Here is a 24,658-nt window from a genome sequence, read left to right as displayed (position 1 = left end):
ATTAAAATTATTACTCTTTATGAGCTTCGATTAGTTGTACCTCTTCGTCATCATCGTCATCATCATAACCATCTTTTGCCGGGCCACTCACTTTTTCCTGTAATGTCTGGAAAATGATAAACAATACCGGAATAACAAATACTCCTAAAATGGTACCAATTAACATTCCTCCTACTGCTCCTGTACCAATTGATTTGTTTCCTACAGCTCCTGCTCCGGAAGCAAACATCAAAGGAACAAGTCCTAAAATAAAGGCAAAAGACGTCATTAAAATTGGTCTTAAACGCGCAACGGCTCCTTCGACTGCTGCTTGTACAATTGGCATTCCTTTACGCCTTCTTTCGAGGGCAAATTCAACAATCAAAATACCGTTCTTCGCCAGCAATCCAATCAACATGATCAAGGAAATCTGCAGGTAAATATTACTGTTTAATTTGAAAATGATCGAGAACAAATACGCTCCTGCCAATCCAAACGGAATCGATAATAATACTGCAAATGGCAAAATATAACTCTCGTATTGTGCACTTAATAAGAAGTATACAAAGACAAGACATAATATAAAGATAAAAATAGTTTCGCTTCCTGATGCCAATTCCTCACGTGTTAATCCTGAGAATTCATATCCGTAACCTGTTGGAAGTTCTTCTGCTGCAACTTCCTGAATGGCCTTAATAGCATCTCCTGAACTAAATCCAGGATTTGGTGCTCCGGTAATAGCAATAGAAGAGAAAAGGTTAAACCTTGAAATAGATTCCGGCCCGAAAACTCTGGTCATTTTTACAAACTCTGTAATTGGAGCCATTGTTCCTGCACTGTTTCTAACAAATATTTTATTTAATCCTTCTGTATTGGTACGGAATTCCGGAGAAGCCTGGATCATAACACGGTATTGTTTCCCGAATTTATTGAAATTCGAAGCATACAATCCTCCGTAATAACCTTGCATCGTTGATAAAATCGTGTTGACAGGTACGCCTGCATCTTTTGCTTTTGCCAGATTGATATCCATCATGTATTGAGGAAAACCTGGATTAAATGGCGTTGTAGCATATTGAATTTCAGGACGTTTTGACAACTTTTCTAAAAAATCAGTATTTACTTTAAAGAATTCAGCCGTAGTGTGACCACCTTTATCCTGCAATTGGAATTCGAATCCTCCACTTTGTCCAAATCCCTGAATGGTTGGCGGAGAAATAAAGAAGATATTAGCTTCACGAATACCACTTGTTTTGGCAAAAAGCTGACCAATTACATCATTAACACTCAAATCACGTTTCTCCCAAGTTTCCAGTTTTACAATTACCATACTGTAAGCACTTCCCGCTCCTGCAGTAAAGTTTTGTCCCACAATACGAAGTGTATTTTTAACTCCCGGAATTGTTTTGGCAATACTATCCACTTTTTTTGCAATAATATCAGAACGTTCCATAGAAGCAGATGGCGGTAAACTAATATTCGCAAAAACAGTTCCCTGATCTTCCGCAGGAACGAAAGCAGATGGTGTTGTTTTCATCATATAAAATAACGATGCACCAGCAATAACAATCGAGGCTAATACGATCCATTTTTTTACAGAAAGAAATTGAACTGATTTTTTATATTTACTCGTAACGTTATCAAATGCAACGTTAAACGATGTATAAAATCTTTGAATAAAACTTTTATGTTTATGATCGTCAGCATGTGGTTTTAAAAGCAAAGCACACAATGCAGGACTTAAAGTCAAGGCGTTAATTGCCGAAAGGATAATCGCAACGGCTAACGTAATACCAAATTGTTTGTAGAAAACCCCTGTAGATCCTGTAATAAATGTTACAGGAATAAATACCGCAGCCATTACAAGTGTGATCGAAATAATCGCTCCGGAGATTTCATCCATGGCATCGATAGTTGCTTTCTTAGACGATTTATAACCGTGATCCAGCTTGGCATGCACCGCCTCGACGACGACAATAGCATCATCGACCACAATACCAATGGCCAATACCATTGCAAAAAGGGTCAATAAGTTAATCGTAAACCCAAATAAATTCAGGAAGAAAAATGTTCCTACAATCGCTACCGGAACTGCAATCGCCGGAATTAAAGTTGATCTGAAATCCTGAAGGAAAATAAATACTACGATAAAAACCAATATAAAAGCTTCAATCAACGTATGAATTACCTTTTCGATAGAAGCATCAAGGTTTTCATTAACGTCAACAAGAATCGTATATTTTACTCCTTTTGGGAAGATTTTTGCAGCCTCTTCAATAAGAGCTTTAGAGTTGTTGATTACATCACGGGCATTAGATCCTGGAGTCTGGCTAATTGCCATTGCAGCAGATTCTACACCATTTGTTTTAATCGTCGAAGTATAACTTAAAGATCCTAGCTCTACTTTAGCAACATCTTTTAATCGCAGCATTTGTCCGTTTCCAACAGATTTGATGATAATATCACCAAACTCCTTGTCGCTGGTTAAACGTCCTTTATACTTAATTACGTATTGAAAAGCCTGATCTCCGTTCTCGCCAAATTTACCTGGTGCAGCTTCGATATTTTGTTCGGCCAAAGCAGCTGAAATATCACTCGGAATCAACTTGTACTGTTGCATAATATCCGGCTTTAACCAGATTCTCATGGAGTAATCTTTTGCACCAAAAACGGTTACATCTCCTACCCCCACTACACGCTGAATTTGCGGTACAAGGTTGATTTTAGCATAATTTTGAAGAAAGGTCTGATCATAAGCAGGATCATCACTATATAAAGAGAAAATCACTAAGTTACTACTCTGACTCTTTGTTACTGTTACACCCGCCTGAGTTACCTCTACAGGCAATAAGCTTGTTGCTCTTGAAACCCTGTTCTGAACGTTTACTGCAGCTAAATCCGGGTTTGTTCCTACTTTAAAGAAAATTTTAATAGAGGCATTACCATCATTTGTTGCTGTAGAAGTCATGTAAGTCATGTTTTCTACACCGTTAATTTGCTCCTCAAGCGGAATTACGATACTTTTAAGTACAACGTCAGCATTGGCACCTGTATAACTTGCCGAAACGTTTACTGTTGGTGGGGCGATATCAGGATATTGAGATATAGGTAACTCAATAAGTCCTAAAACTCCCAAAATGACAATAATAACAGATATTACCGTCGAAAGTACAGGTCTTTGTATAAATATTTTAAACATTTTTTCTTATTTTAAGTCAGCGTAAACCGTTTCCTGATTCTGATTTTGAGCTTTAATTTCGGTTCCTTCTTTTAAAGCAGCGACTCCTTCTAATACAATTTGATCACCTGCTTTTAAGCCACTTGTTACAACATAGTAATTCCCTGCTGTGTTTTCAAGTTTAGCAATATTGACATTTTTAGTTTTTCCGTCTTTCCCTACAGTAACAGCAAAGATTTTATCCTGAAGTTCGAATGTAGCGCTCTGAGGAATTAAGATAACATCTTTTACTTCATTCGGGATTCTCACCGTTGTACTGCTTCCGCTTCTGATGATTCCTTTAGGGTTAGGAAAACGCGCTCTGATATTTACCGAACCAGTTTCTGTATTAATAAGTCCGTTTACGGTTTCAATACGTCCTTTTTCAGGATAAGTTGAACCATCTGAAAGTAAAAGTGAAACAGCTGGCAATTGTTTGATCTTTTGTTCTAATGAAGTTCCCGTACCGCTTTGACTAAAATTTAGCAAAGCTTTTTCGTTCATTGCAAAATAAGCAAAAACGTTTCCTATACTGGAAACTGTTGTAAGAGGTTCAGTTGTATTAGAACTCACCAAACTTCCTAAACGAAACGGAATTGACCCTACAACTCCATTAACCGGACTTGTAACTGTAGTATATCCCAAATTGGTTTTGGCATTTACTAAAGCTGCATTTGCCTGAGCTACTGATGCCAAAGCTGACTCATAAGTATATTGAGCCGATTCAAGATCGTATTTACTAATGATTCCTTTTTCTACCAGTGGTTTTACTTTATTTACCGCCAGTTTTGCTGAACTTAAATCTGCCTGAGCACTTTTTATACTTGCAGTTGCTGTACGAACTTGTTGCTCATATTCTGGTGCGCTGATTTTAAATAAAGGCTGCCCTGCTTTAACAACAGCACCTTCATCAACATAAATTTTATCGATATAACCTTCTACCCTAGGGCGGATTTCGATGTTTTGCTGTCCCTGGATACTGGCAGGAAAGTCTGTATTTAATGTGGCTGATTTAGTCTCTAAAGTCAGCGTTTTATACTCTTTAACTTGTGGTGCACCTCCGGCCTGAGCCGATTTGTCATTTTTATTACCACACGATGTGATAACAACAGCTACTGCGAGAATGCTTAAAAAGGATTGCTTATTCATTGTGAAAAATGTGTAATTATCAATTTATATCGAAACAAAAGAACTAAAATATAACAAGCAAAAAATTTACAATAGACGGAGCGCAAGAAACAATCGATAGATATCACATAAGAACCGATAGAAGTTTATTAATGAATAACAACACGTGTTACAACATACTCGTCGGCTCTAAAATGGTTTTTACGGGTTCTCATACTATTTTGGGCGATTGCTTTTATATCTTCTATAAATATAATGTAATATTGTCATAAAATCATAATATAAAATGTCAGCAACCTTTTTTAAACCATACATTTTCACCGGATTACATATTCTTGCCTGGCTTTTATTGGGTTTTATAATGCTATTTTATATTCCTATAACCTGGAATGTAATACTTCCAACAGTTTTTTGGATTTGGCAAATGATTGTACTGGTTTTGCTTATTATTATATTTTATTCTAATGCAAAAATCATCGTTCCTAAAACCATTATAAAAGATAGTACATCTCCTTTTTTGCTTTGGGAGTTCTGTATCATCTTTGTTATGCAGGTCATCGCCTATTTCTATACATCTCAAACAGATCTTCATACTAAAATCAGTTTGGTTTTAGGGTTTAAAAAATACAAAAATCCCTATTTTGACAATTATGTTTTCATGCTTACTTTGTTGGTTTTAGGAATTAGTACGAGTTGGGCCATGTTACACCACTGGCAAAGAGCAGCACAACACAAGCAAAAACTGGAGCAGGATAAAACAATGGCCGAACTGGCAATGCTAAAAGCACAAATCAATCCGCACTTTTTCTTTAATTCGCTTAATAGTATTTATTCGCTTACGTATACCAATATCGAAGATTCACGAAGTGCACTTCATACCTTAAGCCGTATGATGCGCTATTTACTTTACAGTACCGAAGGCGAAAGAACTACTTTATTAAAAGAAGCCGACTTCATGAAAGATTTTATAGCTTTAATGAAACTTCGCGCCAATAGTAAGCTTACCATAACAACAGATATTCCCGAAAAAATACACGATTACCCAATTGTTCCCATGTTGTTATTACCTTTAGTAGAAAATGCTTTTAAACATGGCGTACATGCCACAGACAAAAGTGAAATACATATTAAACTTAGACAACAAGAAAACAATCTTGAATTTGAAGTTGAAAATACTTTTTTCGAAAAAACAGCAACAACAGATCAAGGCGGAATTGGATTAACGAATACGAAACGCAGATTGCATTTAATTTATCCGCACAAGCATATGATGACATGCGGAATTGCTTCAAACGGTAAATACAAAGTAAATCTGCAAATAACTTTAGAACAATGATGGTATTAAAATGTATAGCAGTAGATGACGAACCATTAGCATTAAGACTGGTGGAAACTTTTATCGAGCAAACTCCTTTTTTAGAATTAACCTGCAGCTGCGATAATGCAGTTGAAGCAATGAGTCTGATACGCGAACAGCAACCTGATATTGTTTTTCTGGATATCAATATGCCCAATTTAACAGGTATGGAACTCGCCAGACTTTTGCAGGAACAACCCGGACCATTGCCTAAAATTATTTTCACGACCGCATATAACCATTATGCTATTGAAGGTTACAGGGTAAATGCTGTAGATTATCTTTTAAAACCTTTTAGTTATGAAGAGTTTCTAAGAGCTGCTAATAAGGTTTTACAAATGTCTGAAGAAGCATCAAATCAATACCCTTCTGTAACTGCTGATGATGAATTTATATTTTTGAAGGTCGAATACCAATGGGTTAGAATTTCATTAAAAGACATTTTATACATCGAAAGCTTAAAAGATTATGTAAAAGTGCATCTTGAAGATACACAGAAATCAGTAATGTCTTTAATCTCCCTTAAAGCGCTGGAAGAAAAACTGCCTGCATCAAAGTTTATGCGAATCAATCGTTCCTTTATTGTTTCACTCGAAAAAATAAATGCGATCAGTAAAAATTCAATTTTCATTAATAAAACCGAAATAACTGTTGGGGAACAGTACAAGGAAACCTTTAAAACCATTGTAGAAAAATGGTTGAAATAATTATAATATAAAATCAAATGGAAAAAAGATCAAATAAATATTACCTGACACTAAGTCTAAAAGAATATGCAGACGGTACAACCGAACCAGCAAAAGAACTCGGAATACAATTTGACAATCACGACGAAGTTTTTAGCATTATTGAAAAAATAAAAGAGAAAAATATTTTTGAAGATCCTAACGAAGCGACACAATTTGCCCTTGGTCTGAAATTGTTTAGCGAAATAAAATTAAAGCATCGTAAAAATCCTCTTTTTGAAGAATTGAACGAAGTGTTTCCCGTTTTTATGAAAAAGCTGAAAAGTTTGTAAAAAGCATAATAGAGACTGTTCTTTTAAGACAGTCTTTTTTTTGTTTTAAAATTGATTGGTTTTTTACTTATCTACAGCGAATGTCGCTCTGAGCGTAGTCGAAGAGAGTGTCTATTGGAACGGGGCTTCGACTTCGCTCAGCCTGACAAAACTAAATTAACCACAATCTGTGTGCTGGGGAACGAAGGATAACACTAATAATTCGGAAAGTCATTTCCTAATCTTTATCGAGATTCTTTGTCGAGTTTCTTGTGTGATCCTTCCTGCGTCAGGATGACAAATATTTGGGGTTATTTTGCGTGTTGATTGTTTAACGCAATCTTGTCTTCCTGAGGAACGAAGGATCACACCAGGAACTCCGTAAAGTAATTCCGTAATCTTTGTCGAATTTCTTGTGTGATCCTCCTGCGTCAAGATGACAAAATTGCGCGTATGATGGATTAAAATCCATCTCTACAATATGATTTGTTCCTTCGAAACGTTTTTAAGAAAACTCTAAACAAAAAAAACACCAGCTTTTCAGTGGTGTTTCTTTATACGAAAGTATAAAAAACTATGCTTTCGCTTTTCTTTTTACCGTACAACCAATTTCTTTAGTTTCAGTTATAGCAGGTTTTTGATTGCTTTTTAAGGCCGCAATAACATCTTCGGCATATTTTGTTTTCTCTGTTTTTGTGCCTTCAGGATCATTGTCGATTGCTCCTACATATTCTACGATATTTCCTTTTGTTGTTTTAGAAACAATAAAAAGATGCGGTGTATGTTTTGCTCCGTATTGATCTGTAACCACTTGTCCCTGATCGAATAAATATGGAAAAGGATATTTTTTATCTTTTGCCAATTGTTGCATTTTATCATAAGCGTCAGCTTTTGAAGCCTCTGGATCATTTGGATTAATAGCAATTACAGGATATCCTTGTGGTTTGAATTTTTTATCCAGCTCAATTATTCTTTTTTCATAAGCTACTGCATACGGGCAGGTATTACAAGTAAAAACAACAATAAAACCTTTGGCTTTTGGGTAACTGGCAAAAGAAACCTCTTTTCCATCAACATTTTTTAATTTAAATTCAGGTGCTGTTTGTCCTGCCTTAAGCGTTGCCGTTTGTGCCTGGGCAAATAAAATACTAAATACTAGTATGGTAACTGTAGTAATGAACTTTTGCATAATTTATAGTTTTTTATATTCGGTTAATAATTGTTCGTAGGTAAATTCAGATTCGATAAATTTTCTTTGATCTCCTTTAATGAAAAGTGTTGCCGGAATACTTCCTGACCAGGATTTATCGATTCGGTCAATGTATTTTTGTGGATCGCTTTCGTTCAGTAAGAAAACCTGACTTTTCATGCTTTTTCTTTTTACAAAAGGAATTACAGCCGAGTTTAATTTTGATTTAAAATCAACGCTTACCAGCAAAACAGCGAGTTTTTCTGATTTAAATTCTGCGTTTAACTTTTCAAAATGAGGCAATTCCTTAATGCAGGGCGCACACCATGTTGCCCAAAAATTCACTACATAAGTACTGTCTTTTCCGTTTTTGATTCTTTCGTTCAACTGATCGATATTCATCAACTTTACATTTTGACTGTATCCTGCAATTGAAAAGGCAAAGAATAAAAAAGTACAGATTTTAAAAACGTTGATTTTCATATTGGCGAAGGCTTAAAATTAAATTTGCCTTACAAATATAAACTAATGAAGATTTAGTTTTTGTTAATAAAAGTTTAATACGAAAGATTAGCCACGAAGGCACTAAGTCTCAAAGTTATTTTTTTAAGGATAGAAGAATTCTATTCAACTGTTTTACATCTTCCTCATAACGCGGATATTTTATGACATTCCTTACGCTGTGATTTTCATTATTTGTCAGGCCAATTTCAGCTGTTTCCTGAAATGAAGAGTCCATTATTAAACCATTTAAAATACAATTGGCAATATATTCAGAATGCGATTCAAATTTAGGAATAGCTTCCAGATGTTTTGTAATTATTGGTTGTAAAACCGATTTCTGATTTTCCTGTATTCCTGTCATTGGTAAAAAAAGCAAAAAGAAAACAGGATCTTTTTCAAAAGCCAGCAATTCATCCAATGTTAAAAACCATGCTTCGAAATGACCGCCCAAATTACCAATATAAATATCATTCAGAAAAAAATTGATTTCATATTCCTGGAATTCAACAGCAAAATTTAAATTATCTGTTAGATTCCCCGCGATATATCTTGGGTTTTCTTCGATCCATTCATGATTAAAAAATAATCTTTCCCAAGTATAAAATTCGGTTTCATTGGTTTCTATAACATCAACTGCTTCATCAATATTAATTTCTTCTTTATCATCAAAGCCTCTGAACCAGCATAAATAAAACTTCCAGAAAAAAGTATTTTCCCTGATTTCTTCTATAGTTATTTCGTTATTCATTCTTTAAATTATCTTGTGGACTCCACATTCTAAAAAATTTGAACATTTTTGAATATTCTTCTCTGGGTACAAATGCCAAACAAACTTCCTGATTATCCAAAGCCGATTCAGTTAATACAATATTGTCCGGTTCTTTCTGTGCATTTTTAAATTCTGTTTCAGAAACAACACAAACTACTTTTTTAAAAATTCCGTTGATCCAGGTTTGCATGTTTTCATTCTGTTCAAACTTTCTAAAACAAGCTAAAGAAGCGTGCGCAGTAATTACAGGAACCAACTTATCAGGAACACCCTGTTTTACTAAAATGTACATTTTCATATTATTATCTTTTTAGGAGTTATCCCCTATCTTTTTATATTTCGAACAAATCTTATTCTATTAAAATTGCAACAACGCCAGTACTTACACTTCCACTTTAAACTGATAATTAAAATCTGCTGTATAATCTGGTTTTTCTGCGGAAGGTTTCAAAACAAATTCAAAAGTGGGTTCCATGCTTTCAAATTCTTTTATTTCACCTGAAACCGTTTCTATTTCTGTAAGCTGTTTTGTTAATCCGGCTAGAACAGAAACTGTATACCAGCCATTTGGCAATTCGATCGTCGCATTTTTGAATTTCTTTAAGGCTTCGACTGTGGGTCTTGTAAAATTTCTTAGATAAGGAATTGTATAAAGGTAAATCCGTCCGTTGACTACTTTTAAGCAATATCCGTCACGCTGATGCTGAAGTTCATTTCCTGGTTTTAAAAGCTCAGGAGTTTCAACCGAAAGATTAAAATAGATAGTGTACGGATGATTTTCAATTCCTATCATCGGTACCATTACTCCTTGTTCTACAACATGATCACCGGTTTCTTCTGTAGTAAATTCCGTGAGCAAATCATCAGGCAAATTATTTTCAGTTTTATACTTCAATAAATAATCCGGATCGCCTAAAATGAAATAATCCATTAAGTCGTTTAAAACTTCGTCGAATTTGTATAGAGACATATTGGTGATTTTATGTTGTTGTTTTAAATTTTCATTTCCTAAATGATCTAAAAAAAATCTATTCTCTAGCCTGCTACATTCATTTTTATGAATTTCAGTGTGTCATTTTTCCATTCAAATTCCCACCAAAAAGAAAATTCATCAGAGAATTCGCTTGGGTACAAAGATTCTGCAATATCAGATCCTCCTCTGCTGCTATATTGTACGGTTACATGATTCTTTTCTATTTTTAGCTCATACGTCATTACATAATCGCCGTTATCAATAGTTACACTATATAAACCTGTATTTTTCGACCAGTTTACATCCTCAAGATTTATTTTTTTTAAAGCTTCAGTAATATTTTTGTATTGCTCATTTTCGGTTGTAAATGAATATTTATTTTTTAGGGTAACTTTATCATTAGCCAATATTGTAGCTTTAAATATCTTTAGCTCATTCATTAACTTATTACGATCTGTTTTAAGTTCAGTTGTTCTTTGCTTAAATAATTGCAAATTTTGCTGTTCAATTGTGTTGTAAACAATTTTCTCATTGTCATTGATTGCTTTATACCATTTTTTATCAGAATAGTAACTGTCTATTTCACCACTTTTGAATTTATATCCTTTTCGGGCGTATAAATCGTTGGTAAGAAAACGCAATTCATCTATGCTTAAGTTTTTTATTTGTTCTTGCTTTATTGTTTTAGACAAACAAGTTTCACAGTCTTTAATTGCCTGCGATTGCACTGTATTGACAAATATGAGTACAAAGAATATTAATTGTAATTGCTTCATTTTTTTTATTAATTAAAGATGTAATGCTAAAGAATCTAATTTTTTATATTCTTGCTTCAGCAATATTTCTAAAGGTTTTATCTTAGTATAATTTACGGAATCCTCTTCCCCATTGATCAATTTATATTCTTTATCTGCATTTATTGTTATTACAACATCTGAACCATCATACTGAATACGGCGTTTACCACTATTAATACGCTCAAAATCTACCAACTTTATGCTATTAATTATTTTTTTCCATGTATCGCTCGATGTTACTTGAGATCTGGTTTTTGTTTCCTTATAATTTGCCCATATATACTGTGTCGAATCTTTTGAAATTAAAAGACTGGAACTGGCAGCGCCCTTACTACCATTTTCGATACTATAAGAAACGGAATAAATAGTGTCTGCAGTATTTCGTTTACAGGAAACAATTGTTATTAAAAACAACACAAATAAGATTAAAGGTATTTTCATTTTTTTGAAACTAAATTATCGATAATTTATTTGTAAATGCTATTTCCTTACTATGACATCAGTATTGTTTACAAATAATAGTTGCTCCATATTATCCATTTTAGTAAGTGATAATATGCCATTTTTGTTTTCGTTGATTGCATTTATTCTAAAACAAAATTCATTTCCGTCTTTGTCCATTAATGTTATAAATTCAATAGTATCAGATGAATAATTTTGACAGGAATGCGAAATGGTATAGCGATACATTACTTTAAAAATATTTTTATTATAGTTGTAGACTTTTCCATCCTGACTGAAAACCCATTTCGTATCCCGGTTTTGATGCATGTACCAGGTTCCGATAATTTTTTTTGATGAAGGGTCTTCACTTTGGTTTTGTCCCGAGATTGTAGGTGTTTGCAATAACAACAGTAAAATTAAAAATAGCTTTTTCATCATTTTTCTTGCTTAATGGTGTATTTGGTTTTCATTGTTATTTGAAAACTTGTTTGTAAAAATAATATTTAATTTGATGAGTAGAATATATAAAACTCATCTACTGCTCACTTTAAACTGCTTCATTTTCCATCGGAACATTTCATTGGTAGTTGATATCATTAAATTGGTACTGTAAAAATATATTGTTCATCATATTCGATTTCAAATGCTTTCAGGATTTTTTGATATTCCTCTAAAAAAGTTTCTTTCTTATGATGTTCCTCCTGATTTTGTATGTACCGAATTACATTGGGAACATGACTTCTTGAATACGAAAAAGCACCGTAACCTTCCTGCCATGCAAAAGCTAAACACAATTTTTCTTGTTTAATCCATTTACTTGTTTCTGTTTTTACATTTTGAATAAGCGCAGAAATAGATTGTGTTGGACGCATACCTATAAAGATATGAATATGATCGGGCATACTGTTGATGCAAAGCATTTTATGATGATTTGATTGAATTATACCCGTTATGTATTGATGCAATCTGTCTTTCCATTCCTTGTCAATTAATGCTTTACGATATTTTACTGCGAAAACAAATTGTATATGTAACTGTGTGTATGTATTTGCCATTTTTTTTACCTATGAGATGTTCCGATGGAACATTTATTTTGATTTCCTATTAATTTATTATCAAACAATTTACAAAACCGCAAATAGCTACCGACGAGATGTTCCGATGGAACATTTATTTTAATTTCCTATAATTTATTACCAAACAATTTGCAAAATCCCAAATATCTATCGATGAGATGTTCCTATGGAACATTTATTTGTAAACAAATTTGCAATTCGTGATTTTACAAAATTTATTATCGAAGAATTTACAAATTCCCACATATTATCTCTTCCATTCGCCAAAACCCAATAACAATATTTCATGTTCCATAGGAACATTTCATCGGTAGCTAAAAAAAAATGTTGTTTTAGATATCGTCCCGGAGGGACGGTTGAAATTATACAATTGATTTTTTGAAAAATGTATTGTTCAAACGAAATTTTTGAATCAAAATGAACAACATCATCTCAACCAACGAGATGTTCCGAGGGAACATTAAAAAAAACATTTTCTCATTTGTCTACCAACGAAATGTTCCGAGGGAACATTCTTTGTAAACAAAATAAGTAACTTGTTATTTTTACTTCGATTTACTTTGAAAAATTTTAGTGGTAAATAAACCATCAAATCTATAAAATTGCCAATTTAATATTACCTCAAAAAGCTTTAATTATAATAGATAAAGGCAAGCATTTTATTGTAATTGATACCTGGAAACAGATAAAGAATTTGTAGAAAATTTTAGCATTGTCAAAACTTTAATGAAGTTTTAAAAGCATAACAATTTATTTCTCCAAAAAAAACTCCAGTTGCTTAAAAACCGGAATCAAAGATTTTCCTTTTTCGGATAAATTATATTCGATATGAAGAGGTTTCAGTTTGATCACATTTTTATCTAAAATACCAAAATCTTCCAGCTCGCGAAGTGCTACTGCGATCGATTGTTTGTTAGCACCTTTAATCTCTCTTAAAAGTCCGTTGAAGCGTAAAGGACCATTTACAGCCAACAAAAAAATCTGCGGTTTCCATTTTCCGGACAACAATTTTAAAAGCCCTTCTGCCGGACATTCATTTTCTTTTTGAGATTTATTTTCTGTAGTCATATTTTTTAGACTAATTGACTTGTGATTAAAGATAAGCGATGTTTGCAGTAAAATTATAAAATTAAAAACCGAAGCGTAAATTTAAAACAGTTATTTATGAAAATACTGTCGCTATTACTAATCCTGATTTTCAGTTGTAGCTGTCAATCGCAAATTATCTCAAAAATGAACGAAAACAAGATAAATCCGTTATTGTGCGATCCCGAAACCGGAACATGCGAAATGCCTGTTGATGAAAAACAAAATGAAATTGGCACTATTACGACAGAAACTAAACCGATAAAAATAGTGTATTACACAGATCCCATTTGCTCTTCGTGTTGGGGAATTGAACCGCAATTGAGAAAACTAAAACTGGAATACGGCGATTATATCGATATTGATTACCGAATGGGCGGTCTCCTACCCGATTGGTCTTACAACAGCGGCGGAATAAGCAAACCCTCAGATGTAGCGCATCATTGGGACGAAGCCAGTTTGCATTACGAAATGCCTATTGATGGTAATGTTTGGATTGAAGACCCTCTTGATTCTTCGTATCCGTCTTGTATTGCGATGAAAGCAGCACAAATTCAGAGTAAGGAAAAAGCAATAAAATTTATGCGAATTCTTCGTGAAAAATTATATCTCGAAAAGAAAAACATTGCAAAATGGGAAAACATTGCAGAGTCTGCGCAACTTGCCGGTCTTGACATTAATAAATTAAAAACAGATTATGAAGGAAAGGCAAAAACACTTTTTCAGGAAGATTTGGCTTACGCAAAAACCCTGGGCGTACGAGGTTTCCCTACTTTGTTTTTTTCTGATGGAAATAATAATCAATTAACGGTTTACGGTTCTAAACCTTACTCTTCTTATGAAAACGCTTTATTGGCATTATATCCTGAAGCTAAAAAGAAACCATTTCTAGCTGCAAATTCGTTAGCGCTTTTTGAATTTTATCCCACTTTAGCTCCAAAAGAATATGCCGTAATTCTGGATAAATCTTATACCGAAGCGACAACTATTTTAGAAGACTTATATGAAAAAGGAGAATTGAATAAAAAATCAATTAAAAATGGTTCGCTTTATAGTAGAAAATAATCTAAAACTAAAAAGTCGTAAAGGAATTAATCTTTACGACTTTTATTTTTTAATAATATTCTGTCTTCCAAACCAATTACAATCAATTGGCTATAAGAGAATCATTTGGATCACAAGGAAAATAAATCGTAATTTCTGTTCCTTCATTCAGTTTACCCACAGCACGTATATTTCCGTGGCAGGTTTGCATAATTTTTTTACATAATGCCAATCCAACTCCTGAACCATCATATTTTTCGAGCGTATGTAATCTGGTAAATATTTTAAAAATAGACTCGGCATATTCCTGTTCGAAACCAATACCGTTATCACTAAATTTTACCCAATTACAATATACTTTATTAGAATATTCATTGATTTCAGGTTCTTTTGAAGCTGTTACCTTTATCACCGGAAGTCGGTTTACAGAAGCGTATTTTAATGAGTTTTGCATGATATTCGAAAATAACTGCTTCATCAAAAACGGAACAGCATGCACTTCAGGCAAACTTTCGCATTCAACATTGGCTTTATTTTCTTCCATTATCTCCTTCATATCCCGCAAGGTTTCTTCCATAATAGTATTAAGGTTTACTTTTTGAATGGATTCTTTGGTATGTTTTATTCGGGTATATTTCAGGATATCTATCAATAAATTCTGCATTCTATTCGCAGATTTGGTCACTCGCTGTAACGAATCTATGATCGCTACCGAAGGGATTTCGTTCGTATCTGAAAGTACTTTCGAAGCAATAAACTGAATCTTACGTAAAGGTTCCTGCAAATCGTGTGTACTAATCCAGTTAATGTTTTCGAGTTCCAGATTTGTTTCTTTCAACACATCACTAAGGTTTCGGTATTTCTCTTCTTCTTCACTAAGCAATAACATGATAATCTGATTATGAAGAGAATGCGCATAACTTGCCGCCGCAGTTAGTTCCGGTTGTAACCAGGCTTTACTTTGGTGTTTTATAATTTGTTTCCATAAATTGAATGAATTTCTGGGATGCAGTCCTTTACTATCAATAATAATGGCTTTTTCAGGATCTCCTGCCCAATTGATCACGGCAACCGTTTCCGGTCTGTACCAAATAATATTATTACCATTTCCCAAAGCATAATAAATGATTCCGGAAACATCCTCGTAATTTTCTAAGTTCGTTACAAAATTGCTCACTTTATTGGTACTGAATGTTTTTCCGTACTCGTTATCCTGCATGCTCATGATGATCTTTTCGATCTCTTTATCAGATGGAGTTATTCCGTTTTTATAGGTTTTATGTCCAATACAAATAGAAACTCCGGTCGCATTACAAAGCTTTAGCAATTCAGGATTGGCACAAATAACTTCAAAAGAATCATTTTTTAACGGAAGATTTAAAGCTGTTAATCGTTCCAGGGCTTTATTCGTTTTACGTGCAATCTCATATTCATCATTCGATTGCCTTAAATCGATTTGAGAAGTAATAAACTGACCCTGAAGTTTGGCTGCCAGTCGAATTTCGGGAGAAATATTTTTAGGCGAATAATGGTGACAGGCAATAAGTCCCCACAATCTGCCGTGATGAATAAGAGAAATAGTAAGCGTTGCTCCAACTCCCATGTTTTTAAGATATTCAACATGAATTGGCGATGTGCTTCGCAACGACGAAAGACTCAGATCAAGATTTTTATTTTCTTTGTCATCAATGGTAAAAATAGGAACCGGTTCGTAACCAATATCAACAATAAGCCGCAAAAGATTTTTCATATACAATTCTCTCGCCTGCACCGGAATATCAGTATGCGGATAATGAAGTCCTAAAAATGGCTCCAGATCTTCTCTGCAGTCTTCGGCAAAAATTTCACCGTTATAATCTTCATCAAAACGATAAATCATTACACGATCATAGCCTGTTATTTCCCTTGTTCCCTCAGCAACAAGTGCACATAATTCTTTTAATGACCGGGTATTATTCATATTAGACACAAACTGAATGGTCTGCGCGTAAATATTGGCTAATTGTTCTTTACCTGTAGATTGTGGCTCTGCTTCGAGCACATATATTGCACCGGATTTATGTATCGTAATCTGAAATGCTACTTCTTTTAGTTCGACTTCAAGCGGAAAAACTAGCTGCTCTTTTTGATTGTGTACGTAATCATAAAGCTGTTTTTGTGCCGACGCTCCAAAAATCTTACTGAATTTATGTCCTAATAATTCGTCGTACGTTACATCGAGAAACAAATTAATATTGGCTGTACAAAATTCAATTTTCCAATCTAAATCAATTCCCAACAAAAAACCATGCGGCTGAATACTTCCCGGAATATGTATGGGTTCATGCTCACAATTTGTTAGGGTGACCAAATCACGGTTTACAATGTCCTTAATTTTCATTGTTACTGTTATTCAAAAAATGGTTGTAAATAGTATCAAAAGCATAAACAGCACCTTTTATGATTTCGTCCTGACAATTATTTTGTTGTTCGTATGTTGTAAGCTGGTTTAGAAAATTTTTCCAGTAACTTCCTGTTTTATTGCCATAACCCGTAAAATACGAAACTCCTTCCTGTTGATCTAATCCCGGGATTGTTTCTATATTTTTTAAAATAAAACGTCCGCCAAGCGAGGATCCTTCTATAACATAGAGAATGCCCAGTGCAAATGGAACATTAATATCCTGATTGCTAAAAACCGAAACTGTATTATTTTTTGTGTAATGTAAAAAAGAAAGATCTTTATTTATTAATTGCGTTTTTTCCCTTTCTGCTAAATCTGTAATATGATCTTTTAGTAAAGGAAAAACAATTTCCTGAACACTATAATGCACATCATACATTAGCGATAAATAATGGCAATAATCAGCCATTTTCATTTGAGGAGAAAGTATGGATGCTGAAACCGGAAGGCTTTCGAGCTTTTTATGCGATGTTGCTGTTTGATTTTTAAGGTTTTCTAAAAAATCAATAGTTAAAGTAGAATCTAAATTGTTACTCATTGTAGATTGTGGTAATGTAAATTAATCTTTGTACGATATGCTATTTAATTCATGTTTTAGGTAATGTAAAAAACACAATTATGGCATTCTGGTAAATGTAGCCTTTTTAATCGGTAAAAATTTTATCGGTTTATTTAAAATTACATTTTACTGTGCATTTTTTGCCGGAAAACTCATTTACCACTTACATTTATACTTCTTCCAAAATCAATTCTGAAACTGCATCAATCGCCTGATCAACGATACTTTCAGGTTTTCCTTTAAATGTAAATTGTCTGGCTATTTCTTTATCCGGAAAGATAATATGAACAAAAATGGTTCCTACAGGTTTACGTGGAGTTTCGCTTCCGCCCGGTGTTGTGAGCCCGGTTAGGGCTACGCAAATATCAGACAGAACATAACGATGAAAATTTTGTGCCATTAATTTGGTTACAATGGCAGATTCTGCAGTATGTTTTTGAATGGTTCCCTGCGGAATTAAAAGTAAATCTTCTTTCATTGAAGTGTGATAACAAACCATGCCGCCAATGAGAATTTGTCCCGAATTGATTACGGTAGAAAATTCATAACTTAATTTTCCTGCCGAGGCACTTTCTACAAAACTGATGGTCCAATTTTTCTTTATTAAAGCCTGGCAACATGCAGTCACTTTTTCTGAAGCCATATTATTACTCAATTAATTTTACTTATTATTCTCCTGTTTCGCTATGAGGTGCGTCTACAGGTTTAGATTGTGAAGATCCTTTTTGTCGTAAAAAAATAGACAATACGATAATAGCAAAAACCGAAAGAAATTCGCTTTGCCAATTCTGAAAAGATTCAAACCAAAATCTTGATTCTTTACAATAATCCATCATAGAAAGTGGTGGATTTCCTTTTAAGATATTCATGGTATTTTCGTCTTTTAAACTTCCATAAAAATGAAGTATAAAAGAAGCGAAAAACAACAAAAACAAACTGATTGTCAATGAGTTTTTATATAGCCAAAGCCAAACTCCCCCTTTTTTAACGGGCCATGGTGCGCCTTTTCGGTTGGCTGAAGGTTCACGGTCCACTTCTTCATCTCCATCAAAACCTTTAGATTCTGATGATCCTTTTTGCTTGAGAAAAATAGTCAGCCATACTAACAAAGCCATTTGCAGAAACTCACTTTCCCAATTTTCGAAAGTAGCTTCTATGAAATGTCCGGTGGTCAGATAATTACTCATCGTAACTGCATCACCACCGTTTTCTAAAAGCTCTTTGTTATATTCTTCTATACCAAAAAATATCTGACCTATAAAGGCACCGATAAAAAGTAACAGAAACACAATTGACAAACTGTTATGGTAGAAAAACTTTTTCATTTACTGCTTATTAGAAATTACATTTCAAAGAAATTATTCTTTTTTTAATAACTCTTCTCTTTCCCAGAAACGGTGTCTTCCCATTGCTTTTATAAAAGAAGTGGCCAAAGCCTTATCCCCTATTTTTTCGCTGGTTAAAATTCCCGCATCTTTCTGTACATCGTCTTTTAAAGGAAGAACCTGAACGCCCTGACCTTCGGCTGCGATAAACTTGCAGTGATGGTAAGCATCTTTTATAAATTCACCTACTTCTTTCTTGTTTTTAAGTGCCAAAATTCCTTTTCCTGCCGGAATATAAACAGCATCAAACAAGACCGAAGCGGCAATAAGATAACTTTGATCTACAACAATTTCAAGACCTTCTTCTGATACAATTGTACCTAAATGCGGTGCAATAACTACCGCTTTTGCTCCGGCATCTTTCAAGGCCAGTTTCATGGTTTTTACAGATTCTGCATTTACGCCTTCTGCACATAAAAAAGCAACTTGTCTGGTGGCAATTGTATTCGAAATGGTTGGATTTTTCAACATACTTAAAGCATCCGAATTCTCGATAGATTGTTTCACTTCTTTAGGTTCTTGTTTCCCGTCATCATCAGCTCCAACGCCGTGATTAATTGGTTTTTCAAGTTCAGTTGGTACATTCATACCTAATGCTTTACCTACTTTTTCCGCAAGATTTTTATCGATTTGAGAAATTAATCCCAGCATGCGTTCTCTAATGGCTTTTGTTTCTACTTTTCCTAATTCAAAAGACAAAGCGTCTCCAATATGGTTTTGCTCAATTGGAGTTTGGCTGTTGAAGAAAAGTTTTGCCTGGCTAAAATGGTCTGAGAAACTTTCGCTTCTTTCACGTATTTTTTGCGCATCGATTCGTTCGTTGAAACTACTAAAACCTCCTTCATCGATTTTTGCCTGAAACGGGCAACCGCCGCCTAATGAATTAGGATGATAACTTACACGACCGGTTGGAATTTCCTGACGCATATGTCCGTCACGCTGATTGTTGTGCATAGGCGCAACAGTACGATTGATTGGGATTTCATGAAAATTAGGACTTCCTAATCTTGATAATTGTGTATCTGTATACGAGAATAAACGTCCTTGTAATAATGGATCATTCGAGAAATCGATTCCAGGAACTACATGTCCCGGGTGAAAAGCAACTTGCTCTGTTTCTGCAAAAAAGTTATCCGGATTTTTATTCAGAACCATTTTGCCTACAATTTGTACCGGAACTAATTCTTCCGGAATCAATTTGGTTGGGTCTAAAATATCGAATTCAAATTTATGTTCGTCGGCTTCAGGAATTATTTGTACACCTAATTCCCATTCAGGAAAGTTTCCGCCTTCAATGGCTTCCCATAAATCCTGTCGGTGAAAATCGGAATTTTTACCTGAGATTTTTTGTGCCTCATCCCAGGCTACGGCGTGAGTTCCTAATTTAGGTTTCCAATGAAATTTTACGAAATGAGATTCGTTGTTTTTATTGACGAATCTAAAGGTGTGTACTCCAAAACCTTCCATCATCCTTAAACTTCTCGGGATTGCCCTGTCGCTCATTACCCACATAATCATGTGCATCGATTCTGGCATTAGAGATATAAAATCCCAAAAAGTATCGTGAGCAGAAGCTGCCTGAGGCATTTCGTGATGTGGTTCCGGTTTTACGGCGTGTATTAAATCAGGAAATTTCATGGCGTCCTGAATAAAAAAGACAGGCATATTGTTTCCTACCAAATCATAATTTCCTTCCTGTGTGTAAAATTTAACCGAGAATCCGCGTACGTCACGCGCTAAATCGGTCGATCCTCTTGAACCTGCAACAGTCGAAAAACGAACAAATACAGGAGTTTTGATGCTTTTATCGTTAAGAAAACCCGCTTTGGTATATTTCTCCATCGACTCATACAATTCAAAATAGCCATGAGCTGCCGAACCTCTTGCGTGTACGATTCTTTCCGGAATACGTTCGTGATCAAAATGGGTGATTTTTTCTCTAAGAATAAAATCTTCGAGTAAAGATGGTCCTCTTTCACCGGCTTTTAATGAATTGTTGTTGTCGTTAATTTTCACTCCCTGATTGGTGGTCAGAAATTGATTGTCAGCATTTGATTTATTAAATTCTAAATCTCTTTGTTTTTCATCAGCATGATCCTGACTTGGTTTCTTTGAATTTTTCATTTTTTTGATAGTTGTTTAGGATTTTTAAAAATGGTTTTAAAAAGCAGTTTATATTCTCAATTTAATAAGTCATTAAAGTAGTTAGAGAGAATTATAAACTGTAACAAGCCTGACAAATGTAGGTTACAATACAACCAACTGCTTACATGATTTTACCCAAAGATTACATCATTTAAACATTTGATAATCAGCTGTAATTACTGATTTAATCTTTTGAGAAAATAGATTTTTATCTCTCCTGAAAAGTTATATCATTAAACAAAAAACTTACATTATAACCTGCTGTTAATTATACAATTACATTATGTTTTTTTATAAGAAAACAAGAGCAGTAAGGAACTAGATTTGTACTATAACAAACAATTTAAAAAAAATATCATGAAAACTACAGATCAAAAAAACAGCAGCACTTCGACATCTGGTGCAAAGTCTATGGACAAAAAAATAGACAAAAAAGAAACATCTCCAAAAAGAGAAACTAAACCAAATGAAAAGGATGCGAAGAAGCCTTCGACAACAAAAAAGTAATTAATTCTAAAGTATATTAACTATGGAAAATGAAAACAATAAAAATTACGGTCAGGAAAATCGTAATTTTAATCAGGACTTAGATACGCTTATTGATAAAGAAAATGCTAATCAGGATGAAAAATACCAGATTCAGGAAGAGTTTATCGATGATGTTAATCACCAGACAAATGATTATAACCGAAACGAAAATAATCCTGGAGGAGAACCAATCACTAATGATGAGGATCAAATAACAAATGATGAAGATCCTGAAGATTTGGATGATACAGTAGAAAAAGACGGTGATCTTGATGACGATGATTCTGAAGAAGAGGAAAATTTGAGAGATATAGAGGAAGATTTGGACGAGGTATCTCATGATCCTTTTCCGAGTACGAATCCGCAAAATTTTTAGAAAATATGAAATATTATAATTAGATAACCGTTAAGATTTTAAAACTTAACGGTTATTTTTTGTATATTGAAATCTGAAATTCGGTATAAATTCTATAATAAAAAATTAAAACTATGTAAACTTTCTAAGTGCCAATTGCTGTAATTTTAAACTATTGTTTTTAAATAATTTAAAACGATTATAGAAATGCATTTTGTATGATGGATATTACAACTCAAATTATCTGGTTGTTTGTTTTGGCTATTCCGATAGCCTGTATCAGCTGGACTGTGACGCATGAAGAAATATTTAAGGAACCTCGTGAATGGTGTGTAAAACATTCTAAAAACGACAGGACGCTTTTGTCCCGAAAAGCCTTTTATCTCTTTACCTGCGAATATTGTTTTAGCCATTATGTCACAATTGCATTTTTGATCCTTTGTAATTATAAACTTTTGCTAAATGATTGGCGTGGCTATATTTTGGCAGGATTTTCGCTTGTTTTTATGGCTAATGTCTATATGAGCCTTTTTGCTTTGCTCAGACAGGCTATTAAAAAGGAAAAAGTAGAAATCGAAAAAATTGAGAACGAAACAGATAGTGAAAAACTATCTACATAAAAAAGTATAACTAATAAATTGAAAACTTATGGAAAATTTAAATTTTATAGATCCATTATTACACGGAATTACCCCTGAAAAATCAACAAACAAAATACCTAATCTTTCTGCTAAACAGCTTGCCTGCGCAGGAGTGAGTTCTCTTATAGTTGGCGCTGTATTAAAAAAAGCGGGACAAAACACAATTGGTAACCTTATTGGAGGTTTTGCCTTACCTTTATTAGCTTCAGCAGCGTACAAACAATTTACTAAAGTATCTAAAGCAAAAAAAGAACTTACTGATAGTAGTGGTATCGAATACAATCACTAAAAATTTCTTTTGTTTTAAGTTTTAAATAAGAAACCAAAAAAAATATTTGTCAGCCGCGAATTCACGAATCATGCTACATCATCAGCTATAAAGATTCTTGAATTCGCGGCTTTTAAATTTTAGCAATAAAAAAAGCCTGAATAATTTCCAGGCTTTTTTTATTGCTAAAATTCAACTAACTTTTATTTTTTAGTTGGACTTTTTACGGTATCCAATCGAACAGGATTAGCCGTGGGATCTGATACTATTTTAGTAGTATTGGGTTGTTGTTTTTTTCCCGTTGCTGCTTTTTGTACTGATTTCTGTTTTGAATGAGCTGGATTTTTTACGGTATCAATATGCACAGGATTTGCCGTAGGATCTGATACTATTTTTGTTGTATTAACTTCCTGCTTTTTGCCTGTAGCTGCTTTTTGAACATTGTTTTTCCTGGCAGTTGTATTATTTTTTACCGTATCGAGATTAACAGGATGAGCGGTAGGATCTGATACTACTTTTGTTTCATTATTTTTTTGTGGCTTTTGTTGGGCAACTGCAGTTCCTATAAAAAGGATCATGGCGCAACTTAAAAATAAATTTTTCATAATGTTTGATTTATTAAATTAATAATGGGGTAAAAACATAAACCAATTTTAATTTAAAGCCTTGACATCTGAGCTAATTTACTTCAATCAAAATCAATTTATAAGCGTATACTGGCTGGCAATGATTATTTAATTTGAATATTTCCTTCGACCCAATTTAAAGCTTTGTTGAATTCTAATTTTTTAAATCCTTTAAATTCTCCGGGAACGACAAAACTAAAACCGTTTGTAAAAGTTATGATTTCGTCAGAATCTGTTACGATTGCAGCTCTATTCCATTTTCCTAAATGTTTTAATCCTAGTAAAGCATCTTGCAACCAGGCACCGGCTGTAAAATTTTGAATATCAGTGTCGAGAACTAATAAAAAGTTGACTTCGTTACTTTGCTTAACTAAATGCTCTACAGCGGGAACAACTACGCTAAGAAAGTCTTCTTTTGTTACTTCGGCCAAAGCTCTAAAAGCTACAATATTGTCTGTTGTATCGATTTGATGTATCATTTTATGTGATTTTTTTGAATTATTGATTCTTGAATTTTATATTTTCTAAATTTTCGAAGGGTTGAAAATTAGTATCAAATTTAGTTATAGAATTGGTTTTGAATCTTATAAGATCTCGGTTGAGTTTTATATTATAACTACTTCTTTTTTAAGGGACAAAGGTTCAGAGGTACAGAGATTCAAAGGTTTTTGAATTGTGGTGTAAAGTTTTTTTAATTGGACGTGCCAATTGGGCTTTAGACGCACTGCTGTGCGTCTCTACGATTTAGCATGTGTGGATATTATTATGACGATGCAATTTGATTATTAATCAACAGTGATAACGAATCGACAATGATAAATTTGATAATGATGAGTTGATAATTAATAATTGACAATGATTTTCCGTAGAGACGCACAGCAGTGCGTCTAACATTTGCTTTTTCCTATTAGTTTTCTAACTGGACTTGTGAATTGAGGTGCAGAGGTTTTTTTGTTGGGCGTGCCAATTGGGCTTTAGACGCACTGCTGTGCGTCTCTACGATTTAGCATGTGTGGATATTATTATGACGATACAATTTGATTAATAATCAACCGTGATAACGAATCTATAATGATAAATTGATAATTAATAATTGACAATGATTTTCCGTAGAGACGCACAGCAGTGCGTCTAACATTTGCTTTTTC

27 protein-coding genes are annotated in these 24,658 nt (G+C 33.8%); 8 read left to right on the top strand and 19 right to left on the bottom strand.

Going from position 1 to position 24,658, the window contains the following annotated elements; genetic code table 11:
- Positions 1 to 10: 10 nt before the first annotated feature.
- Together ACIDC4_RS18170 and ACIDC4_RS18165 are read right to left on the bottom strand one after the other, a co-directional pair.
- The gene (locus ACIDC4_RS18170) at positions 11 to 3,178 is read right to left on the bottom strand and encodes an efflux RND transporter permease subunit (protein ID WP_230039218.1); all 3,168 of its coding nucleotides are present in this window, start codon (positions 3,176 to 3,178) and stop codon (positions 11 to 13) included.
- 6 nt (positions 3,179 to 3,184) lie between these two features.
- Positions 3,185 to 4,345 carry an efflux RND transporter periplasmic adaptor subunit gene (locus tag ACIDC4_RS18165; protein WP_208685745.1) on the bottom strand — a complete coding sequence of 387 codons (1,161 nt, stop codon included), beginning with the start codon at positions 4,343 to 4,345 and terminating at the stop codon, positions 3,185 to 3,187.
- Between the two features lie 265 nt (positions 4,346 to 4,610).
- On the opposite strand from ACIDC4_RS18165, the gene ACIDC4_RS18160 reads away from it, so the two are divergent.
- From ACIDC4_RS18160 to ACIDC4_RS18150, 3 genes are read left to right on the top strand one after another with little or no spacing between them, the layout of a single operon-like run.
- Positions 4,611 to 5,660: a sensor histidine kinase gene (locus ACIDC4_RS18160; RefSeq protein WP_412045452.1), complete on the top strand. Its 1,050-nt coding sequence runs from the start codon at positions 4,611 to 4,613 to the stop codon at positions 5,658 to 5,660.
- Entirely contained in the window at positions 5,657 to 6,388 is a 732-nt protein-coding gene (locus ACIDC4_RS18155; protein WP_412045451.1) for a LytR/AlgR family response regulator transcription factor, read from the top strand. The genes ACIDC4_RS18160 and ACIDC4_RS18155 overlap by 4 nt, the downstream gene beginning before the upstream one ends.
- Before the next feature lie 17 nt (positions 6,389 to 6,405).
- Positions 6,406 to 6,699, top strand: coding sequence for a DUF3861 domain-containing protein (locus ACIDC4_RS18150; RefSeq protein ID WP_230039226.1), 294 nt, complete (start codon positions 6,406 to 6,408; stop codon positions 6,697 to 6,699).
- A 553-nt stretch (positions 6,700 to 7,252) separates the two neighbouring features.
- Here ACIDC4_RS18150 and ACIDC4_RS18145 read toward each other — a convergent pair.
- From ACIDC4_RS18145 to ACIDC4_RS18100, 10 genes are all read right to left on the bottom strand, one after another.
- Positions 7,253 to 7,867 (bottom strand): thioredoxin family protein, encoded by a 615-nt coding sequence (locus tag ACIDC4_RS18145; protein WP_208685732.1) that lies wholly within the window; start codon positions 7,865 to 7,867, stop codon positions 7,253 to 7,255.
- A 3-nt stretch (positions 7,868 to 7,870) separates the two neighbouring features.
- Entirely contained in the window at positions 7,871 to 8,350 is a 480-nt protein-coding gene (locus ACIDC4_RS18140) for a TlpA disulfide reductase family protein (RefSeq protein WP_412045450.1), read from the bottom strand.
- Positions 8,351 to 8,465: 115 nt separating this feature from the next.
- Complete coding sequence (locus ACIDC4_RS18135; RefSeq protein WP_412045449.1) at positions 8,466 to 9,119, bottom strand: Imm19 family immunity protein; 654 nt, start codon at positions 9,117 to 9,119, stop codon at positions 8,466 to 8,468.
- Entirely contained in the window at positions 9,112 to 9,438 is a 327-nt protein-coding gene (locus tag ACIDC4_RS18130) for a hypothetical protein (RefSeq protein WP_412045448.1), read from the bottom strand. Before ACIDC4_RS18130 ends, ACIDC4_RS18135 begins: the two co-directional genes overlap by 8 nt.
- Positions 9,439 to 9,522: 84 nt before the next feature.
- On the bottom strand, positions 9,523 to 10,110 hold the full coding sequence (locus tag ACIDC4_RS18125; RefSeq protein ID WP_412045447.1) for a hypothetical protein: 588 nt from the start codon (positions 10,108 to 10,110) through the stop codon (positions 9,523 to 9,525).
- A gap of 65 nt (positions 10,111 to 10,175) precedes the next feature.
- Positions 10,176 to 10,889 (bottom strand): YARHG domain-containing protein, encoded by a 714-nt coding sequence (locus ACIDC4_RS18120; RefSeq protein ID WP_412045446.1) that lies wholly within the window; start codon positions 10,887 to 10,889, stop codon positions 10,176 to 10,178.
- Between the two features lie 12 nt (positions 10,890 to 10,901).
- On the bottom strand, positions 10,902 to 11,351 hold the full coding sequence (locus tag ACIDC4_RS18115) for a hypothetical protein (protein WP_412045445.1): 450 nt from the start codon (positions 11,349 to 11,351) through the stop codon (positions 10,902 to 10,904).
- Between the two features lie 39 nt (positions 11,352 to 11,390).
- Positions 11,391 to 11,792, bottom strand: coding sequence for a hypothetical protein (locus ACIDC4_RS18110; RefSeq protein WP_412045444.1), 402 nt, complete (start codon positions 11,790 to 11,792; stop codon positions 11,391 to 11,393).
- A 158-nt stretch (positions 11,793 to 11,950) separates the two neighbouring features.
- The gene (gene tnpA, locus ACIDC4_RS18105; RefSeq protein ID WP_412045443.1) at positions 11,951 to 12,409 is read right to left on the bottom strand and encodes an IS200/IS605 family transposase; all 459 of its coding nucleotides are present in this window, start codon (positions 12,407 to 12,409) and stop codon (positions 11,951 to 11,953) included.
- Positions 12,410 to 13,180: 771 nt separating this feature from the next.
- Entirely contained in the window at positions 13,181 to 13,498 is a 318-nt protein-coding gene (locus ACIDC4_RS18100; RefSeq protein WP_412045442.1) for a winged helix-turn-helix transcriptional regulator, read from the bottom strand.
- Between the two features lie 165 nt (positions 13,499 to 13,663).
- Between ACIDC4_RS18100 and ACIDC4_RS18095 the strand changes: the two genes are divergently transcribed.
- Positions 13,664 to 14,581: a DsbA family protein gene (locus ACIDC4_RS18095; protein WP_412045441.1), complete on the top strand. Its 918-nt coding sequence runs from the start codon at positions 13,664 to 13,666 to the stop codon at positions 14,579 to 14,581.
- Between the two features lie 82 nt (positions 14,582 to 14,663).
- On the opposite strand, the gene ACIDC4_RS18090 is transcribed toward ACIDC4_RS18095, so the two are convergent.
- The 5 genes from ACIDC4_RS18090 to ACIDC4_RS18070 all read right to left on the bottom strand — a co-directional run bounded on the left by ACIDC4_RS18090 (position 14,664) and on the right by ACIDC4_RS18070 (position 21,071).
- Positions 14,664 to 16,940 (bottom strand): ATP-binding protein, encoded by a 2,277-nt coding sequence (locus ACIDC4_RS18090; protein WP_412045440.1) that lies wholly within the window; start codon positions 16,938 to 16,940, stop codon positions 14,664 to 14,666.
- Positions 16,930 to 17,541 (bottom strand): biliverdin-producing heme oxygenase, encoded by a 612-nt coding sequence (locus ACIDC4_RS18085; protein ID WP_412045439.1) that lies wholly within the window; start codon positions 17,539 to 17,541, stop codon positions 16,930 to 16,932. Before ACIDC4_RS18085 ends, ACIDC4_RS18090 begins: the two co-directional genes overlap by 11 nt.
- Before the next feature lie 190 nt (positions 17,542 to 17,731).
- Positions 17,732 to 18,205, bottom strand: a complete 474-nt coding sequence (locus tag ACIDC4_RS18080; protein WP_230039252.1) for a CinA family protein — start codon at positions 18,203 to 18,205, stop codon at positions 17,732 to 17,734.
- A gap of 25 nt (positions 18,206 to 18,230) precedes the next feature.
- Positions 18,231 to 18,887 carry a DUF6766 family protein gene (locus ACIDC4_RS18075; protein ID WP_412045438.1) on the bottom strand — a complete coding sequence of 219 codons (657 nt, stop codon included), beginning with the start codon at positions 18,885 to 18,887 and terminating at the stop codon, positions 18,231 to 18,233.
- Positions 18,888 to 18,920: 33 nt separating this feature from the next.
- Positions 18,921 to 21,071 carry a catalase gene (locus tag ACIDC4_RS18070; RefSeq protein WP_412045437.1) on the bottom strand — a complete coding sequence of 717 codons (2,151 nt, stop codon included), beginning with the start codon at positions 21,069 to 21,071 and terminating at the stop codon, positions 18,921 to 18,923.
- Between the two features lie 378 nt (positions 21,072 to 21,449).
- Here ACIDC4_RS18070 and ACIDC4_RS18065 point away from each other — a divergent pair, with 378 nt between their 5' ends.
- The 4 genes from ACIDC4_RS18065 (at position 21,450) to ACIDC4_RS18050 (ending at position 22,905) form a co-directional block, all read left to right on the top strand.
- Positions 21,450 to 21,599: a hypothetical protein gene (locus ACIDC4_RS18065; protein WP_230039256.1), complete on the top strand. Its 150-nt coding sequence runs from the start codon at positions 21,450 to 21,452 to the stop codon at positions 21,597 to 21,599.
- A gap of 22 nt (positions 21,600 to 21,621) precedes the next feature.
- Positions 21,622 to 21,996: a hypothetical protein gene (locus ACIDC4_RS18060; protein WP_412045436.1), complete on the top strand. Its 375-nt coding sequence runs from the start codon at positions 21,622 to 21,624 to the stop codon at positions 21,994 to 21,996.
- A 197-nt stretch (positions 21,997 to 22,193) separates the two neighbouring features.
- Positions 22,194 to 22,595, top strand: coding sequence for a hypothetical protein (locus ACIDC4_RS18055; protein WP_230039260.1), 402 nt, complete (start codon positions 22,194 to 22,196; stop codon positions 22,593 to 22,595).
- 28 nt (positions 22,596 to 22,623) lie between these two features.
- Entirely contained in the window at positions 22,624 to 22,905 is a 282-nt protein-coding gene (locus ACIDC4_RS18050; RefSeq protein ID WP_412045435.1) for a PrgI family protein, read from the top strand.
- 182 nt (positions 22,906 to 23,087) lie between these two features.
- On the opposite strand, the gene ACIDC4_RS18045 is transcribed toward ACIDC4_RS18050, so the two are convergent.
- Positions 23,088 to 23,489, bottom strand: coding sequence for a hypothetical protein (locus tag ACIDC4_RS18045; RefSeq protein ID WP_412045434.1), 402 nt, complete (start codon positions 23,487 to 23,489; stop codon positions 23,088 to 23,090).
- A gap of 125 nt (positions 23,490 to 23,614) precedes the next feature.
- Positions 23,615 to 23,989: a SpoIIAA family protein gene (locus tag ACIDC4_RS18040; protein ID WP_412045433.1), complete on the bottom strand. Its 375-nt coding sequence runs from the start codon at positions 23,987 to 23,989 to the stop codon at positions 23,615 to 23,617.
- Positions 23,990 to 24,658 lie beyond the last annotated feature (669 nt).

Source organism: Flavobacterium sp. C3NV, assembly GCF_046825355.2.
Taxonomy (GTDB): domain Bacteria; phylum Bacteroidota; class Bacteroidia; order Flavobacteriales; family Flavobacteriaceae; genus Flavobacterium.
This window is presented reverse-complemented; position numbering and strand designations above follow the sequence as displayed.

Bases quoted from the DNA above. Each gene is read 5' to 3' on its own strand.
- ACIDC4_RS18050 (WP_412045435.1), top strand. From the start codon at position 22,624: ATGGAAAATTTAAATTTTATAGATCCATTATTACACGGAATTACCCCT.
- ACIDC4_RS18065 (WP_230039256.1), top strand. From the start codon at position 21,450: ATGAAAACTACAGATCAAAAAAACAGCAGCACTTCGACATCTGGTGCA.
- ACIDC4_RS18090 (WP_412045440.1), bottom strand. From the start codon at position 16,940: ATGAAAATTAAGGACATTGTAAACCGTGATTTGGTCACCCTAACAAAT.
- ACIDC4_RS18055 (WP_230039260.1), top strand. From the start codon at position 22,194: ATGATGGATATTACAACTCAAATTATCTGGTTGTTTGTTTTGGCTATT.
- ACIDC4_RS18085 (WP_412045439.1), bottom strand. From the start codon at position 17,541: ATGAGTAACAATTTAGATTCTACTTTAACTATTGATTTTTTAGAAAAC.
- ACIDC4_RS18080 (WP_230039252.1), bottom strand. From the start codon at position 18,205: ATGGCTTCAGAAAAAGTGACTGCATGTTGCCAGGCTTTAATAAAGAAA.
- ACIDC4_RS18130 (WP_412045448.1), bottom strand. From the start codon at position 9,438: ATGAAAATGTACATTTTAGTAAAACAGGGTGTTCCTGATAAGTTGGTT.
- ACIDC4_RS18140 (WP_412045450.1), bottom strand. From the start codon at position 8,350: ATGAAAATCAACGTTTTTAAAATCTGTACTTTTTTATTCTTTGCCTTT.
- ACIDC4_RS18145 (WP_208685732.1), bottom strand. From the start codon at position 7,867: ATGCAAAAGTTCATTACTACAGTTACCATACTAGTATTTAGTATTTTA.
- ACIDC4_RS18160 (WP_412045452.1), top strand. From the start codon at position 4,611: ATGTCAGCAACCTTTTTTAAACCATACATTTTCACCGGATTACATATT.
- ACIDC4_RS18135 (WP_412045449.1), bottom strand. From the start codon at position 9,119: ATGAATAACGAAATAACTATAGAAGAAATCAGGGAAAATACTTTTTTC.
- tnpA (WP_412045443.1), bottom strand. From the start codon at position 12,409: ATGGCAAATACATACACACAGTTACATATACAATTTGTTTTCGCAGTA.
- ACIDC4_RS18100 (WP_412045442.1), bottom strand. From the start codon at position 13,498: ATGACTACAGAAAATAAATCTCAAAAAGAAAATGAATGTCCGGCAGAA.
- ACIDC4_RS18115 (WP_412045445.1), bottom strand. From the start codon at position 11,351: ATGAAAATACCTTTAATCTTATTTGTGTTGTTTTTAATAACAATTGTT.
- ACIDC4_RS18155 (WP_412045451.1), top strand. From the start codon at position 5,657: ATGATGGTATTAAAATGTATAGCAGTAGATGACGAACCATTAGCATTA.
- ACIDC4_RS18070 (WP_412045437.1), bottom strand. From the start codon at position 21,071: ATGAAAAATTCAAAGAAACCAAGTCAGGATCATGCTGATGAAAAACAA.
- ACIDC4_RS18075 (WP_412045438.1), bottom strand. From the start codon at position 18,887: ATGAAAAAGTTTTTCTACCATAACAGTTTGTCAATTGTGTTTCTGTTA.
- ACIDC4_RS18040 (WP_412045433.1), bottom strand. From the start codon at position 23,989: ATGATACATCAAATCGATACAACAGACAATATTGTAGCTTTTAGAGCT.
- ACIDC4_RS18060 (WP_412045436.1), top strand. From the start codon at position 21,622: ATGGAAAATGAAAACAATAAAAATTACGGTCAGGAAAATCGTAATTTT.
- ACIDC4_RS18110 (WP_412045444.1), bottom strand. From the start codon at position 11,792: ATGATGAAAAAGCTATTTTTAATTTTACTGTTGTTATTGCAAACACCT.
- ACIDC4_RS18165 (WP_208685745.1), bottom strand. From the start codon at position 4,345: ATGAATAAGCAATCCTTTTTAAGCATTCTCGCAGTAGCTGTTGTTATC.
- ACIDC4_RS18170 (WP_230039218.1), bottom strand. From the start codon at position 3,178: ATGTTTAAAATATTTATACAAAGACCTGTACTTTCGACGGTAATATCT.
- ACIDC4_RS18125 (WP_412045447.1), bottom strand. From the start codon at position 10,110: ATGTCTCTATACAAATTCGACGAAGTTTTAAACGACTTAATGGATTAT.
- ACIDC4_RS18150 (WP_230039226.1), top strand. From the start codon at position 6,406: ATGGAAAAAAGATCAAATAAATATTACCTGACACTAAGTCTAAAAGAA.
- ACIDC4_RS18095 (WP_412045441.1), top strand. From the start codon at position 13,664: ATGAACGAAAACAAGATAAATCCGTTATTGTGCGATCCCGAAACCGGA.
- ACIDC4_RS18120 (WP_412045446.1), bottom strand. From the start codon at position 10,889: ATGAAGCAATTACAATTAATATTCTTTGTACTCATATTTGTCAATACA.
- ACIDC4_RS18045 (WP_412045434.1), bottom strand. From the start codon at position 23,489: ATGAAAAATTTATTTTTAAGTTGCGCCATGATCCTTTTTATAGGAACT.